Origin of the sequence: Actinomadura meridiana (assembly GCF_039537545.1) — a bacterium.
GTDB classification, from domain to species: Bacteria; Actinomycetota; Actinomycetes; order Streptosporangiales; family Streptosporangiaceae; genus Spirillospora; species Spirillospora meridiana.
In genome coordinates this window covers 68,430-84,111 of sequence record NZ_BAABAS010000015.1, presented here as the reverse complement: position 1 = coordinate 84,111, position 15,682 = coordinate 68,430, and the positions used below count along the sequence as shown (strand labels likewise).

Genomic DNA, 15,682 nt, shown 5'->3' with positions numbered 1-15,682 from the left:
AGGATACTCGCCCGGACGGGCCACGGCCGCCTCAACCGGCCTGCGGCTCGGCGATCCAGACCTCCATGGACAGACCCCACGTCCCGCCGGGCGGACTGGTGAGGGTGCGTCCGTCCTGGCGCGTCCGCACGAGGAGGACCCGGCGCGGCGTGCCGTACTCGGCGACGTCCGACCGCCGCGCCGCCATGATCACCGGACGCCGCCCTGCCCCGGCGACACCGGCGATGACGCGCCGCACGTCGGCGGACGTGGCGCGTCCGGTGGTGCGGGCGGCGGGCACCCCGCACATGCCCCGGACGACCTGGAGGAACCGGTCGGCGGTCGACTGCTCCACGACCACGACGGAACCGCGCGGCGGCAGCGCGTCGCACATGCCGTCGACGGCGGCGACCTCGTGCTGCTCCGTCCGGGTCACGAGCAGGCCGCCGGACGTCAGCACGATCGGGACCAGCATGAGCGCGACGCCGACGACCGCGCACACCCGCACGGTGCGCCGCCCGTACCCGAGGCGGCGGAGGCGCTTCACCGCCCACGCCGACGCGAAGACGGTGAACAGCAGCAGTCCGGGGATGACGAGGCCGATCAGCCGCCGGGACGCCCACGGATGGTCGGGCGTGATCCCCGGCCTGACCAGCACCTGCGTGGTCGTCCAGACGACCGTCGCGTACGGCAGCAGCCACTCCGTGGACCGTCCGCGCATGAGGCGCCGCACCAGCAGCGCCGCGCCGAGCACCGCGAGCAGTAGCGCGGGGACGCCGATGTACCAGGCGACCCAGTACAGCGAGTTCTCCGAGTACTGGCGGGTACCGTCGACCGGAAGGTGCTGGATCCGCTGGACGGTCTCGATGAAACGGACGTTCATCTCGTCGTCGTGTGTGCCCGGGACGCGGCGAACCGTCTGCACCAGCGGACGAAGCGTGAACCCCACGAACACGAGCACGGTCAGGACGGCGGCGGCCCCCGGCAGACGTCCGCGTGCGACGGCGGCCCCGGCGCCGCGCAGCCGCGAACCCGTCCGGTCCCACCGCAGCAGCACCACCATGAGGATCGTCGCCGCGACGACCGCCGCGGAGATCGCCAACAACGGACGCAGCGACGGGCCCAGATACGACAGATACGGCCGCGACTGGGTCAAGCCCTCCAGCAGGCCCGCGCCCGCGCCGAGCACGAGCCCGGCGGCCGTCCAGTAACCGACGCTCCGTCCGCGCGCGACGTAGAGCCCGGCGAAGACGAACGCGGGAAGGATGTCCCGGAGCCCGTCGATGCGGACGAGGACGATCAACCCGAGCGCCAGCCCGCCCAGGAACGCCTTCAGGTCGGCGACCCGCCCCTGTTGGTTGTGGGGGGGCGCCCCCCCACACCCCCCGGAACCACCCTTTCCGGCCCGCACGTCGTACATCAGCGACAGCCCGCCGAGCAGCAGCACGATCGCGGGCAGCTCGCTGAACGCGGAGCGGGACACGTAGAGCATCGGCAGCGTCAACGCCAGCAGCAGCGCCCCGGCCGGTGCCCAGCGGGGGCCGACGAGCCGCGCGACCAGCCCGGCGAACGCGAGCACGCAGCACGCGCCGAGCAGCGGCGCCATCAGCAGCATGCCGTGCGTGCCGCCGACCCAGCCGCCGAGCGCCAGCACCAGCGGCAGGCCCGCCATGAACTGCGGGACGACCGCGCCGTCGTGCTGGTAGAAGGCGGGACTGTCGTAGTGCAGCACCGGGTCGGGACCGCCGAACGCGCTCTGCGACAGCGGGATCGGCAGCGACCCCTCGTTCTTCAACCACGTCGCGAACTGGACGTAGGACGCCGGGTCGCGGCGGACGACGACCTGCTCCGAGCACATCACGACCTGGAGCACCAGGAACGCCACCGTGATCGCGAGGACGGCGGCGACCGGCCACCACGGCACGTCCCGGAACGCCTCGCCCGCGCGGGACCGCAGGCCGAGCCACAGCGCCACGGCCGCGACCGGCACGAACAGCGCGATCGCCGGGACGGGACGGAACACGTCCGCCATCAGCAGCGGCAGCGCGACGACCAGCCACGCCGCGACGAGCAGAGCCGGGGCCACGGTGACCCGCACGAGCAGCCGACCCGCGTCCATGATCCCCGTCCCGCCCCGGTGGAAGTCTCCCTGTTCCGTGCGGAGCGTAGCGGCCTCGGCCCGTTTCCGGGGGGTGTGGGGGGACGTCCCCCCACAGGAGACCCGCCCCGTGATGGCGCAAGGACGATCATGCGGGCATACGCTCAAACCCATGAGCGAAGCGAACCGGGGGGTGTGGGGGGATGTCCCCCCACGGGAGGCACGGACATGAGAGACGACGGCGGGCCCGCCGGGCTGCTGCGGCGGCGGGTGGCGGACGACCCGTCCAGTCCGCTGGTGACCTTCTACGACGACGCGAGCGGCGAGCGAGTCGAGCTGTCGGCGCGCACGTTCGACAACTGGGTCGCCAAGACGGCGAACTTCCTGGTGGACGGTCTCGCCGCCGAACCCGGCACCCGTGTCGTGCTCGCCCTGCCCCCGCACTGGCAGACCGCCGTGTGGCTGATGGCCTGCTGGTCGGCCGGGCTGGTCGCCGAACCCGTCGACCCCGCGTCCGTCAAGGAGGGGACGTCCAAACAGGGGACGTCCGAACCCTCCGACACGTCCGACCCCTCTGGGACGTCCGAACCCTTCGACACGTCCGAGCCGTACATCCTGGCGGCGGCGCAGGAGGTGCTCGACGACGTGATCGCGGACGGGGCGCTGGGAGGCGCGGCCGAGGAGATCGTCGGTCTGTCGCTGCACGCGCTGGGCGGTCCGCTCGCGGAGTGCCCGCCCGGCGTGACCGACTACGCCGTGGAGGTCCGCGCGTATGGGGACCGGTTCGTTCCGGGGCCAGAGGTGACGTCCGAAACACCTGCCCTGAATGTGACAAAGACCACATTCAGCGCCGCAGACCTGGTCGGCGCGGCCCGAACCGCCGTCGAAAAATGGGATCTTGACGCACGAGATCGCCTTCTGGTTCACATGCCGTTCACCACACTCGACGGGGTACTGACCGGCTTGCTCGCACCACTAGCCTCGGGTGCTTCCGTCATAATCCAACGAAACCTCGACAAAGCCGTACTAGACCGTCGACTGACGCTGGAGCATGTGACGGTGGTGGCCGGTCTGCCCGGACGTAATGACGCATCCGGGTCCCCGCGTCGGCTCGCCTGACCTACGCTGCCCTTGCCCACCCCGGAACTGCCAGCACCCCGTGCGGGGACGATCCCCGCACCGCCGCCGGTACCACCAGCACCCCGGACCCGGAGCCGATGAACAGCAACCCGATGTACATGGAGTACGTCGACGACGCCGACCCGCAGCCGTCGTCCCGACGCGGCTGGCGCATCCTCGGATGGGTGTGCATCGGGCTGTCGGCCGTGATGGTGGCGGGCTCGCTCACCGCCTACGGGCTGTACCGCAAGGCGTTCGGAAACATCGCGCACGAGGACGTCAACGCCCAGCTCGGCCCGAACCGGCCGAAGAAGCTGAACAGCGCGATGAACATCCTGATGCTCGGGTCCGACACCCGGGAGGGCGGCAACGCCAAGTACGGCCGCTCGCTGAAGAACGAGCCGCCCCGCTCGGACACGATGATCCTGCTGCACCTGTCCCCCGGCGGCGGCCAGGCGATGGGCATCAGCTTCCCCCGCGACCTGATGGTGCGGATGCCGGCCTGCAAGAGCCGCAAGGGCACGACGATCCCGGCGCAGTCCCGCGCACAGATCAACTCGTCGTTCACCAACGGCGGCGCGGCCTGCGTCATCAAGACGATCGAGAGCATCTCCAACATCCGGATCGACCACTTCATGCAGGTCGACTTCACCGGGTTCAAGGCCATCACGAGCGCGGTCGGCGGCGTGCCGGTGTGCCTGCCGAAGGCCGTCAACGACCCGCAGTCGAAGCTCAAGCTGGGCAAGGGCGAGCACGTCATCAAGGGCGAGACGGCGCTGGCGTACGTGCGCGTCCGGCACGGTCTCGGGGACGGCTCCGACCTCGACCGCATCAAGCGGCAGCAGAAGTTCATGGGCGCCCTCGCCAGCAAGGCGATGAGCGCGGGCGTGCTCAGCAACCCCAAGAAGCTCTACGACCTGATGAACGCGGTCACCAAGTCGCTCACCACCGACAAGGAACTGACCGCGCCGGTCATGCGGGACATCGCCAAGGAGATGCAGGGCATGACGTCCGGCAAGCTGCGGTTCGTGACCGTCCCGTCCGGGCCCGACCCGTTGGACCGGAACCGCGTGGTGCTCAACCAGGCCGCCGAGCCGTTCTTCGCCGCGGTCCGCAACGACAAGACCGTCCCGAAGGAGCCGAAGGCGGGCGAGGTGAAGATCCCGCCGAGCCAGATCCGGGTGCGGGTCTACAACGGCAGCGGCATCCAGGGCCAGGCCAAGCGCGTCGCCGACGATCTGGAGTCGCAGGGCTTCCACGTCACGGTCGGCGGGAACGCCCCGTCCACGACGGCCACCAAGGTGTTGTACGGTTCCGGTGCCGACCAGCAGGCCCTGTCGCTGGCCGGGCTCATCCCGAGCAAGCCGCAACCGGCCGCTCGGACCAAGGGCGCCACGCCGGGCGTCGTCGACCTCGTGGTCGGTGGCGACTGGACGAAGCTGAACAACGCCGGGGGCGGCATCCCCAAGCAGCAGGGCGAGATCCGCGCCAACGACGACATCTGCAAGGAGTAATGACCGGGCACCCCGTATGAGCAATACCTCCGAGGCCGACACGGCACCACGTCCAGACCGGCCGCCCTCCACGGAGCAGGCGGCGGGTCAGGTCCCGGAGGCACCGGGGACCGTCCCGGCCGCACGGGGATCCGGTCAGGAAACACGGGGATCCGGTCAGGAAACACGGGGAACCGACCCGGGTGCCGCGCCGCGCAAGCAGCGCGACCCGTTCTTCGACAACGCGAAGTACTTCGCCATCCTGCTGGTGGTGGCGGGGCATTCCCTGGCCAACCTGCTGAACGTTCCGTTGGCGAAGGGCCTGTACATCTTCGTCTACATGTTCCACATGCCGCTGTTCATCGTGATCACCGGCTACTTCTCCCGGAACTGGACGTTCGCGGGCGGCAAGGCCCGAAAACTCATCACGAACGTCGGTGTTCCCTACGTTGTGTTCGAAATCGCCTACTCGCTGTACGACTGGCTCGCGGGACGCAACGAACTAGAGGTAAGTCTTCTCAGTCCTTACTATCTGACGTGGTTCCTGTGCGCGCTGTTCATGTGGCGGCTCTCCACACCCGTCTGGCAGCAGATCCGGTGGCCACTCGCCGTCGCGGTGGCGTTCGCGTTGCTGTCGTTCATGAGTGACCTCGGTGGAACGTTCGACATTCACCGAGTGATCGGACTGCTACCGTTCTACGTCCTCGGGCTCACGCTGCGGCCACACCACTTCGAGCTGTTGAAGAGACCGTCCGCGCGGCCCGTCGGCGCGGTGGTGCTCGCCGCCGGGCTCGGCGGCACGTTCCTCGTCATGAACCACATGTCGCGTGACTGGATCTACTGGAAACACCCGAACTTCGAGTTGGGCGTCGGCAACGTCACCGGGACGCTGATGCGGTTGGCGATGTTCGTGGCCGCGGCGGTCCTCGTCGCCGCGTTCCTCAGCCTGATCCCACGCCGCCGGTACTGGTTCACGAAGCTGGGCGCGGCGACGCTGTACGCCTACCTGCTGCACGGGTTCGTCATCCGCCTTCTGGACTTCACCGGCTGGTGGGGCTCCGGATGGATGCACACGCCGCCCGGCGTCGTGCTGGTCGTCGGCGGGGCGGTCGTGGTCGGGACGGCGCTGTGCACCCGTCCGGTCGTCCGGTGCATGAGCTGGGCGCTGGAACCCAAGATGACCTGGGTGTTCACTCCCCTGCGCAAGCCGAGTCGCGGGACGCGCTGAGGTGTCGCCTCACGCGTCCGGCCACAGCTCAGGCGACCCTGCCACTAGAGTCGCCGTTGCTCATCCCCCGCGCACGCACCCGACGAGGCTTTCGACGGCATGACCGACATCCTCCGCACGTCCCCGCCCACCACCGCGCCGGACACCACTCGACCGGACCAGGCGCATTCGAGCCCGGCGAAATCTGACACCGGGAAACCGGGCTCGCCGACACCGGGCGTCCCGAAGCAACGCGACGCCTATTTCGACAACGTCAAGTTCTTCCTGATCCTTCTCGTCGTGGTCGGTCATTTCTGGGAGGTGTTCAAGAAGGACAGCTACGCGGCGGACGCGGCCTATTCGGTCGTCTACGGCTTCCACATGCCGTTGTTCGTCTTCGTCTCCGGCTATTTCTCGCGCGGCTTCATGCGGTCGACGGACAAGTTCCGGAGCATCTTCCCGACATTGATCATCCCTTACGCGATATTCAATGTGCTCTACCGGGGCGTGGGCATCATCAGCACCGGCGAATTCCAGCTGGCCGGCCTGGTCCGCCCGCAGTTCCTGATGTGGTTCGTCGTCGCGCTGGTGTTCTGGCGGCTGAGCGCGCCACTCTGGCCGCATCTGCGTTTCCCCGTCACGGTGGCGGTCTTCCTGAGCCTCGTCGGCGGAAGCTGGAGCTTCAATTCCGACTCGACGCTGTGCCGGACGGCGGGGCTGCTGCCGTTCTTCGTCCTCGGCCTGACGATCAGGCGCGAACACGTCCAGGCCCTGCGGGACCGGGGCGGCTGGACGCGCTGGGCGGGCGCGGCGGTGCTGGTGGCGGCCCTGCCGATCGCCTACGTCTGGGAGCGCGGCACCGTCGTGCCGAAGATCGAGCACGGCGTCCGGCTGTGGAACCAGGGCTACGAGCACATGGGCTTCTCCATGACGGAGGGCATGGCGTACCGGTTCCTCGCCATGATCATCGCGACGGTGCTGGGCGTGGCGTTCCTCACCGTCATCCCGCGCGGGCGCGCCTGGTTCACCGGATTCGGCACCCGGACGATGTACATCTATCTGCTGCACGGCCTTGTGGTGAAGTCGCTGTATTACGGTGGCGTCTTCGACGGGCGCTTCATCCAGAGCCCGCCCGGCCTCATACTCGTCACCATCGGAGCTCTCACTCTCGGCGTGCTTCTCGGCACGCCGCCCGTGGCGCGTGTTACGCGCCTCGTGGTCGAGCCCAAGGGCCGCGGACTACTCAAGCCCTCCCAAGAAGCGGCATAAGATTTCCCTACACTTGTGGGTATAGTCCAGATTCACCGAAGTCGTCGATTGGCCAGCGCGTGAGCAGTGACCACAGCATCTCCCTCAGCATCATCGTGCCCGTGCACAAAGTGCAGGGGTACATCCGGCAATGCCTCGATTCCATCCTTGACCCGGACATTTCGAACCTTGAGGTCATAGCGGTCAATGATCATTCGCCGGACGGATGCGGGGAGATTCTGGACGAGTTCGCCGAACGCGACGCGCGCGTGCGGGTCCGGCATCTCGACGAGAACGTCGGGCTCGGCCACGCCCGCAACATCGGCCTCGACATGGCGACCGGCGACTACGTCTGGTTCTTCGACAGCGACGACCACGCCACCGAGGGCGCCGTCCGCGCGATCTGCGACCGGCTCGCCGAGACCCGTCCCGACGTGCTGGTCTTCGACTACGCGCGGTCCTACTGGAGCGGCAAGGTCAAGCGGAGCATCATCAACGACCTGTTCCGCGAGCCGCCCGCACCGGACGTGTTCACCCTCGAGGAGCGTCCGAGCGTCCTTGAGATGATGATGACGGCGTGGAACAAGGCGATCCGCCGGGAGTTCCTGCTCGACCTCGGGCTGCGGTTCAGCGGTGGCTACTACGAGGACGTCAACGTCACCTACCCGGTCCTGATGGCCGCCGAGCGGCTCAGCCTGCTCGACCGGGTCTGCTACATCTACCGGCAGCGCCGCCACGGGGCGATCACCAAGACCACCGGCGCCAAGCACTTCGACGCGTTCGCGCAGTACGACCGCATCTTCGAGTTCATGGACGGGATGGGCGCCGCCGCCGACCCGTTCCGCCAGCTCATGTTCGACCGGACGATCTGGCACCTGCTCGTCATCATCGAGCGCGAGGACCGCGTCCACGAGTCGGAGAAGGCCCGGTTCTTCACCGAGATGGCGAGGACGTACAACCGGTACGAGCCGGACGGACACGTCCCGCCCGACCCGGAGGACAAGCCGTTCCTCGCCGACAAGCACCGGATGATCAAGGCGGACGACTACAGGGGCTTCACTCGCGTCCTGTCCGCCGAGGAGAAGGCGAAGACCGCGCGGCGCAGGCACCGCAAGGTCGGCCGCATCGGCCGCCGCGGCGTGCGGATCTCCAAGGACCTCGCCAAGGACCGCTACTACCGGATGCAGCAGCGGCTCCCGATCGACGAGAACCTCGCCGTGTTCGCCGCCTACTGGTACCGCGGGTACGCCTGCAACCCGGCGGCGATCTACGAGAAGGTCCGCGAGCTGGCCCCGCACCTGAACTCGGTGTGGGTGGTGAAGCCGGGGGCCCGCGCGAACATGCCGGACGGCGTCGAATACGTCGTCACCGGCTCCGCCGACTACTACCGGACGCTCGCCCGCGCGAAGTACTTCGTCAACAACGTCAACTTTCCCGACTTCTACGTGAAGCGGCCCGAGCAGGTGCATCTGATGACCCAGCACGGCACGCCGCTGAAGAAGATGGGGCTCGACCAGATGGAGTTCCCTGTCGGCGCGGGCGACATGGACTTCACCGCGCTGATCAACCGGTCCGACCGCTGGGACTTCCTGGTCTCGTCCAACCCGCTGTCGACGGAGGCGTGGCAGCGCGGGTTCCCCTGCGGCTACGAGATGCTGGAGATCGGCTACCCGCGCAACGACCGGCTGATCACCGCCGGTGGGGACGCCGCCGAGCGCGCCCGGCTGCGCGCCGAGCTGGGGGTCCCCGAGGGCTCGACGGCGATCCTGTACGCGCCGACGCACCGCGACTACCAGCGCCGATACAGCCCCATGTTCGACATCGGCCGGGTCGTGGAACGGCTCGGCGACGACCATGTGCTGCTGCTCCGGGCGCACTACTACTACAAGATCAAGAACCTGGCGGCCGATCTGGGCTGGCCGGAGGACCGGGTCATCGACGTGTCCCGGCACCGCTCCGTCGAGGACCTGATGATCGCGTCGGACGCGCTGCTCACCGACTACTCGTCGGTCATGTTCGACTACGCCGACCTCGACGACCGGCCCATCGTGATCTACGCCAACGACTGGGACACCTACCGCCTCACCCGCGGCGTCAACTTCGACCTGACGGCCGCGCCGCCCGGCGTCGTCACCACCACCGAGGACGAGCTGGTCGACGCCTTCGTCTCGCGGGCCGCGTGGGGCGACGCCGCCGCCAAAGACCGCGCCGACTTCAGGGCGCGTTTCTGCCCGTGGGACGACGGGCACGCCGCGGAACGCGCCGTCCGGCGCGTGTTCCTTGGGGAAAAGATCCAGAACCCCCCGCAGTGACCGAAGCGAACACAGGAGGGGTGGGCCGAGTGTCCGTCGGCAGGATCAGCGTCATCGTGCTCTCCCACGGAGCGGGGGCCGCGCTGGACGCCACCCTGGAGTCGCTCGCGGCCCAGTCGCATGACGCGCTGGACGTGCTCGTCATCGACGACGGCACCGGAGCCACCGCCGAGACGACCGTGCCCGACGACCGGTTCCGGATCGTCCGGGAGGGCGCGCCGAGCCGGGGCGCGGCCCGCGACCTGGGGGTCGCGCAGAGCACCGGCGAGTTTCTGCTGTTCGTCAACGGCGGCGACGAGTTTCCCGTGGACGCCACCTCGACCCTCGTCAGGGCACTGGACGCCTCCGGGTCGGACATCGCGATCGGCCGCGACGCCGTCCGCAGATGGACGGGCCAGGTGACGCAGTGGCGGCCACGGCAGGCGGCCACCGCCCCCGCCACCGGCACCGACCTGCGGCGGAGCCCGAAGCTGATCGGCGCACGGAAGGCGCCCGGCAAGCTGTTCCGGCGGTCGTTCTGGACCGCGCACGAGCTGTCGTTCCCCGACCTCGGCCGGTATGACGACCTGCCCACGACCGTCCGGGCGATGCACCTGGCGGCGGCGATCGACGTGCTGCCCGACGTCGTGCTGCACCGCCGGTCCGCGCGGTTTCCGGCGACGACGGAGCCACGGGAGATCGCCGACGGGTTCGCCGCCGTCGCGCTCGCCACCGGCTGGCTGGAGGAGCACGGGCACGCGCGGTCGCGGCAGCGGCTCCAGCTCCTCGCCGCCGACCACGAACTGCGCGTGTTCCTCGACGCGCTGCCCGACCTGTCCGCCGAGGAACGCGACGAGGTCGTCGCGCGGGCCGCCGCGTTCGCGTCCGAGGTTCCCGCGAAGGTGCTCGCCGACGCGTCCGCGCTGACCCGGCTGAAGTGGCATCTGGCGAGCACCGGGCACACGTCGGAGCTGGTGAAGGTCGTCCGGTACGAGCGCGGGAAGGCGTCGCCGTCGATCGTCCGCGACCCGCTGCGCCGGTACGTCGTGTACCCGTACTGGAAGGACGCGACGCTCGACGTCCCGCGCGACGTCTACCGGGCCCGCGAGGAGGTCAGGCTGCGCGGCCGCGTCCACGCGGTGGCCTGGGAGGGCGACCGGCTCGTCGTGACCGGCGAGGCGTACATCAACTCGGTCAGCATGCGGCGCCGCTGGACGTCGGTGAAGGCGATGACGCTCCGATCCGGCGGGCGGAAGATCGTGCTGCGCGCCCGGCAGATCCCGAAACCTGGGAAGAAGACCGGTTTCTATGGGTTCGAGTTCGGGCTGGACGCGGCCCGGCTCCGCGACCACGGCCGGTGGGTCGAGGGCGACTGGAGCGTCCAGGCGTCGGTGTTCAACGCGGGCGTGCTCCGGCGGGGCCCATTGCGCGGCGGAAGCTCGGGCAGTGGAGCGTATCCGCCGTATCGCTACGTCGCCGACGACGTCCGGGTCGTCCCGCTGATCGAGGACGACCATCTCGTCGTCAAGGTGGAGCGGGTCGACGCGAAGGCGACCGCGCTGCGCTGGCAGGGCGACGCGCTGGTCATCGAGGTCACGTCCGCCGAGCGGCCGCCCGCCGAGCTGGAGCTGACGCTCGGCGACGACCACGTGGGCGTCCCCGTCACCGCGACCGGCGGCGGGTTCACCGCGCGCGTCGACCTGGCGTCCCTCGAAGGCTCCGCGATCTCCCCCGACCGGTCTCCTCTGGGGGAACGACCCTCCACACCCCCCGGAACGGACAGGGGGGACGACACCCGCGACTGGGCCGTGTCGATCGGCGGGCGTCCGCTGGTCCTCGCCGAGGGCGTCGACGACGCCGGGCGGACGTTCGGCGCGCTGGAGGTCATGGCGGGCCGCGGCCCGAGCGGCTACCTGCGCGTCCGCCGCACCACGACGCGCCTTGTCGTCGGCGACTGCACCTGGCGCCCGGACGGGACGCTGTTGCTCACCGCCACGCACACCGCGCACGGCGGCGGGCAGATCGTGCTGCGCGGCCGGGGCCGCCGCAAGGAACACGCCTTCGACCTCGTCGCCGACCCGTCGTCGGGGGTCCTGCGCGCACAGGTGCCGGTCGGGGCCGTGCCGGGCGTCGCGGGCGTCCTGCCGCTGCGCCCCGGCCGGTGGGACGTGCTGTTCCGTCCGCCGGGCGGCCGGGCGCTGACCGTCCGGCTGTCCGACCACGCGCAGCGGCACCTGCCGGAACCGCTGGAGTCGGCGCGGCGCGGCTACGAACTGGAGGCCGCCGACGGGCGTCTTGCTCTGTCGGTGACCGGTGACGTGTCTCCGGAGGAGAAGAGCGCAGGGGCCGGGTACCGGGACGAGGCCCGCCGCCGCGTGCAGCACGAGGGGCTGCGCGACGCCGTGCTGTTCTCCTGCTTCAGCGGACGCCAGTACTCCGACAGCCCCAAGGCCGTCCAGCAGGAACTGCTCCGCCGCGACACCGGCCTGGAGCAGCTGTGGGTGGTCAACGACGCGCAGGTGGAGTTGCCGGACGGGTTGCGCGCCGTCCGGCTGAACGGCCGGGAATGGAACGAGGCACTCGCCACGTCCCGCTACATCGTGACCAACCATCGGCTGGGGGACGCCTTCCAGCGGCATCCAGACCAGATCGTCCTGCAAACCTGGCACGGCACCCCACTCAAGAAGATCGGCAGTGACCTCAAGGAGGTGCACTTCGCCTACACGCCCGGGATGAAGGGGGCGATCCAGGCGAAGTCGAACGGGCCGGTCCTGCCCGAGTGGAGCCACCTGCTGTCGCCGAACCCGTTCAGCACGGAGATTTTCCGGCGCGCGTTCGCCTTCAAGGGCGAGCTGCTGGAGGTCGGGTATCCGCGCAACGACCTGCTGCACAGCCCCGACACCGAGGCCGTCGCCACGCGGGTCAGAGCGCATCTCGGCATTCCCGACGGCAAACGGGTCGTGCTGTACGCGCCGACGTGGCGCGACGACCAGTACTACAGCCGCGGCCGGTACAAGTTCGACATGCGTCTCGACGTGGAACGCGCCCGCGCCGCGCTGGGCGACGACCACGTCCTGCTCATCCGGCTGCACACCAACGTGGTGGACGGCGTCGCCGAGGACGAGCACGGGTTCGTCCGGGACGTGTCGCTGTATCCCGACATCACCGAGCTGTACCTGATCTCCGACCTGCTGGTCAGCGACTACTCGTCGGTGATGTTCGACTATGCCAACACGGGCCGTCCGATGCTGTTCTTCACCTACGACCTGGCCGACTACCGCGACCGGCTCCGCGGCTTCTACTTCGACTTCGAGGCCGAGGCGCCCGGACCGCTCGTCGAGACGTCCGACGACCTGATCGACGCGATCCGCGCGGCGGAGTCGGCGACGGCCGACTACCAGGACCGCTACCGCGACTTCGCCGCCCGGTTCTGCCCGCTCGACGACGGCAAGGCGGCGTCCCGGACAGTGGACCGCGTGTTCGGCGCGTCGTCCTGACCGCGCGGAAGCACCGCCAGCGCGAGCGCGACACACGCGAACGGCACGGCGGGCGCCACATACCGGTAGTCGAAATCAGCCACTGCGGCCGGGATGACCAGCAACGCGAGACTCGTCCCCCAGGGGAGCAGGGCACCCGTCCCCCAATGCCGCACGGCCCGGATTGGACGCCACCGAGCACCCAGCAACGCCCCAAAAAGCCCCCCAAGCAGCAGGACCCCGAGGAAGGTCCCCGGCAAAACCACACGATCCTGATATTTCAGAATCCACCCAGCCCACGGGTCGACGACCCGCGTCCGACCCCCGGAGCCGTACCTCGCGGCGATCTCCGCCTGCTCGTAGCCCCACGCCTCGCCCTCGGGGAACTCGTACTGCCGCCACGTCCAGGGCGTCGGATACGGCTCGCGCTTCCACTCGAACGCCCGGAACGTGTCATGGACGACGACCTTCGCGTAGTCGCCGGGCTGCGCCTTGATCGCCTCCCTTGCGAACTCGCCCGCCAGCTCGTTGCCCCGCTCCCCGTAGATCCAGCCGGGGATGTCGCGGAACGGGGAGTCGCCCGTCCACAGGGCGGCGAACGGCCGCGAGACAGTCGGATTGCTCCGCTTCGGACACATGATCGCCAGCTCGGGCCGCGGCCTGATGACCCGGCAGTCCGCGAAGGTGGCGGTGCGCCCGTACAACCACACCTGCTCGGCCTTGGCCATCTTGTACTCGCCGTACGCCGAATGAAACCAGAACAAATAACCACCGATCGGCACCACGAACACCACGGCCACCGCGACACAGGCACGCCAACCAGCCCGCCGCAGCAGCATCGCGCCAAGAATCACCACAATCAGGGGCAAACCGGCTGTCCTGGTGACCGCCGCGCACCCGGCGAACAACCCCGCCAACGCACCGAGCCACCAGGTCATCCGTCGCCGCCACAACACCGCCGCCACCGCCGCGAGCAGCAAGAACGCGAACAACGAATCAGACATCAACATGTGCTCGAGTGCGATCTGATGCACCGGAAGAAGCACCGGAGCCGCCAACAGCGCCCCGAACACCCCCACCGGCCACTCACGACCACCACCAGGCCAAGCCGCCCGCCCAGCCCGCCAAACCAGCACATACACAAGCACACCCGTCAGCACCCCGACGACATGCTGAACCGACACCAGCACCGTAAAACTGTGGAACGGTTTAAGCGTCCACAACAGCAGCGAGTACCCGGACGGCCGCGTCTTGCTGGGCTCCAACTCGATCGCCGCCGTCAGATATCCCGGCGAGTCACCGAACCACATCGGTGCCGGATAGCCCATGACGGCGACGGCCCGCACCGCGACCGCCGCCGCGAGCACGCAGCCGAAAGGCAGGTGAACCAGGAGAAACCGCGCACGCATCCCCAAAGGGCTACCCACCGTAGCGGGCTTCATCCCGAGCACAATCACGACTCGGAGACAATCCCCGAGTCCGCAACCGGACAGCCGGTAACATCGGACGGCTTCCGACGACGAAAGGGCACTCCATGGCGAACTTCACGCTCGACGACGTTCGGCAACGGACGTACAAGGCGCGTGACGCCTGGTGGACGGTACTGTTGGTCGATCCCCTCGCCTCCAGGCTGGTGAAGATCACCGCCAACCGGACGCGCGTGACACCGAACCAACTCACCGTGGGCGCCCTCGTCCTCGGCCTCGCCGCCGGGGCCTGCTTCGCCGTCGCGTCCTGGCCGTGGCTGCTCGTCGGGGCCCTGCTCTACCACCTGTCGTTCACCCTCGACTGCATGGACGGCAAGATCGCCCGGCTGAAGGGCACCGGCTCGGTGTTCGGCGCCTGGCTCGACTACATCTTCGACCGCGTCCGCGTCCTGGCCTGCGCGATCGCCCTGATGGCGGGCCAGTACCACGCCACCGGCAACGCGGCCTACATCTGGACCGCCGTCGCCGTCGTCTTCCTCGACATGCTCCGCTACATGGACGCCCTGGAGATCTACAAGGTCCGCTCCGAGATGCGCCGCAACCTCATCACGGCCCGCACCGAGGCACACTCCCTCGAACTAGCCGCCCGCCGCGCCAACGGCGACCTCACCACCGACGACGACCTCAACTCCCCCGACCTCTTCGACGACCCCGAAGCCGACATGGAGAACCGTGTAGTCGGCGACGACCCCGCGAACGCCGCCCTCCAGGAGGGCTTCTACCAGCGCTTCCCCTGGTACATCCGCGTCCGCAACGTCCTACGAAGCGGCCGCATCCGCCCCCACCTCTTCAGCGGCATCGAATTCCAAATGGGCGTCTTCATCATCGCCCCCCTCGCCGCCGCCATCATCCCCGGCGCCATAATCCCGGTCGTAGCCGCAAGCGCCGCAGGCCTCCTCACCTTCGAGTTCATCATCATCTACAAGTTCTGGCTCGCGGCCCGCGACTACAGCCGCAACCTCACCACCCTCAACACCAAAATCGCGGAGTACAACACCCAACTCCCCACAACCCCGGCCACCACCAGCTCCGGCTGACCTTCGTGACCCGGCGAACTCGGCAGGAAGGCTAGGGCGGCTGCCCATACCTTCCATCTCTCTTCCTGTCTTCGTTGAGGATATCGGGTTCGAATATTACGAATTCACGAACCTTCTGATCGTGTAGATCGTCCGTACGTCGCAGGGGCTCGGCCATCTCCCCATCACGTTCCGGCCGCCGCAGCGCAGCCCACTTGCCGCTGGACCTGGCTATGCCCCTACGACCGCGCGGATAACTACACAGACG

9 protein-coding genes are annotated in these 15,682 nt (G+C 69.0%); 7 read left to right on the top strand and 2 right to left on the bottom strand.

Annotation, left to right across the window (positions count from 1 at the left end; translation table 11 throughout):
• Positions 1–31 precede the first annotated feature (31 nt).
• Complete coding sequence (locus ABD808_RS21555) at positions 32–2,098, bottom strand: hypothetical protein (protein WP_344899449.1); 2,067 nt, start codon at positions 2,096–2,098, stop codon at positions 32–34.
• Positions 2,099–2,305: 207 nt separating this feature from the next.
• Here ABD808_RS21555 and ABD808_RS21550 point away from each other — a divergent pair, with 207 nt between their 5' ends.
• The 6 genes from ABD808_RS21550 to ABD808_RS21525 all read left to right on the top strand — a co-directional run bounded on the left by ABD808_RS21550 (position 2,306) and on the right by ABD808_RS21525 (position 12,932).
• A complete protein-coding gene (locus ABD808_RS21550; RefSeq protein WP_344899447.1) occupies positions 2,306–3,196 on the top strand; it encodes a TIGR03089 family protein in 891 nt (296 codons plus the stop codon).
• A gap of 98 nt (positions 3,197–3,294) precedes the next feature.
• Entirely contained in the window at positions 3,295–4,710 is a 1,416-nt protein-coding gene (locus ABD808_RS21545; protein ID WP_344899445.1) for an LCP family protein, read from the top strand.
• Between the two features lie 16 nt (positions 4,711–4,726).
• On the top strand, positions 4,727–5,917 hold the full coding sequence (locus tag ABD808_RS21540) for an acyltransferase family protein (RefSeq protein WP_344899443.1): 1,191 nt from the start codon (positions 4,727–4,729) through the stop codon (positions 5,915–5,917).
• A 99-nt stretch (positions 5,918–6,016) separates the two neighbouring features.
• The gene (locus ABD808_RS21535; RefSeq protein ID WP_344899441.1) at positions 6,017–7,165 is read left to right on the top strand and encodes an acyltransferase family protein; all 1,149 of its coding nucleotides are present in this window, start codon (positions 6,017–6,019) and stop codon (positions 7,163–7,165) included.
• A gap of 59 nt (positions 7,166–7,224) precedes the next feature.
• The gene (locus ABD808_RS21530) at positions 7,225–9,456 is read left to right on the top strand and encodes a bifunctional glycosyltransferase/CDP-glycerol:glycerophosphate glycerophosphotransferase (RefSeq protein ID WP_344899439.1); all 2,232 of its coding nucleotides are present in this window, start codon (positions 7,225–7,227) and stop codon (positions 9,454–9,456) included.
• 29 nt (positions 9,457–9,485) lie between these two features.
• Positions 9,486–12,932: a bifunctional glycosyltransferase/CDP-glycerol:glycerophosphate glycerophosphotransferase gene (locus tag ABD808_RS21525; protein ID WP_344899437.1), complete on the top strand. Its 3,447-nt coding sequence runs from the start codon at positions 9,486–9,488 to the stop codon at positions 12,930–12,932.
• Here the strand turns inward: ABD808_RS21525 and ABD808_RS21520 are convergent.
• Entirely contained in the window at positions 12,842–14,320 is a 1,479-nt protein-coding gene (locus ABD808_RS21520) for a hypothetical protein (RefSeq protein WP_344899434.1), read from the bottom strand. The genes ABD808_RS21525 and ABD808_RS21520 overlap by 91 nt on opposite strands.
• Before the next feature lie 125 nt (positions 14,321–14,445).
• On the opposite strand from ABD808_RS21520, the gene ABD808_RS21515 reads away from it, so the two are divergent.
• Positions 14,446–15,435, top strand: a complete 990-nt coding sequence (locus ABD808_RS21515; protein ID WP_344899432.1) for a CDP-alcohol phosphatidyltransferase family protein — start codon at positions 14,446–14,448, stop codon at positions 15,433–15,435.
• Positions 15,436–15,682: the final 247 nt, after the last annotated feature.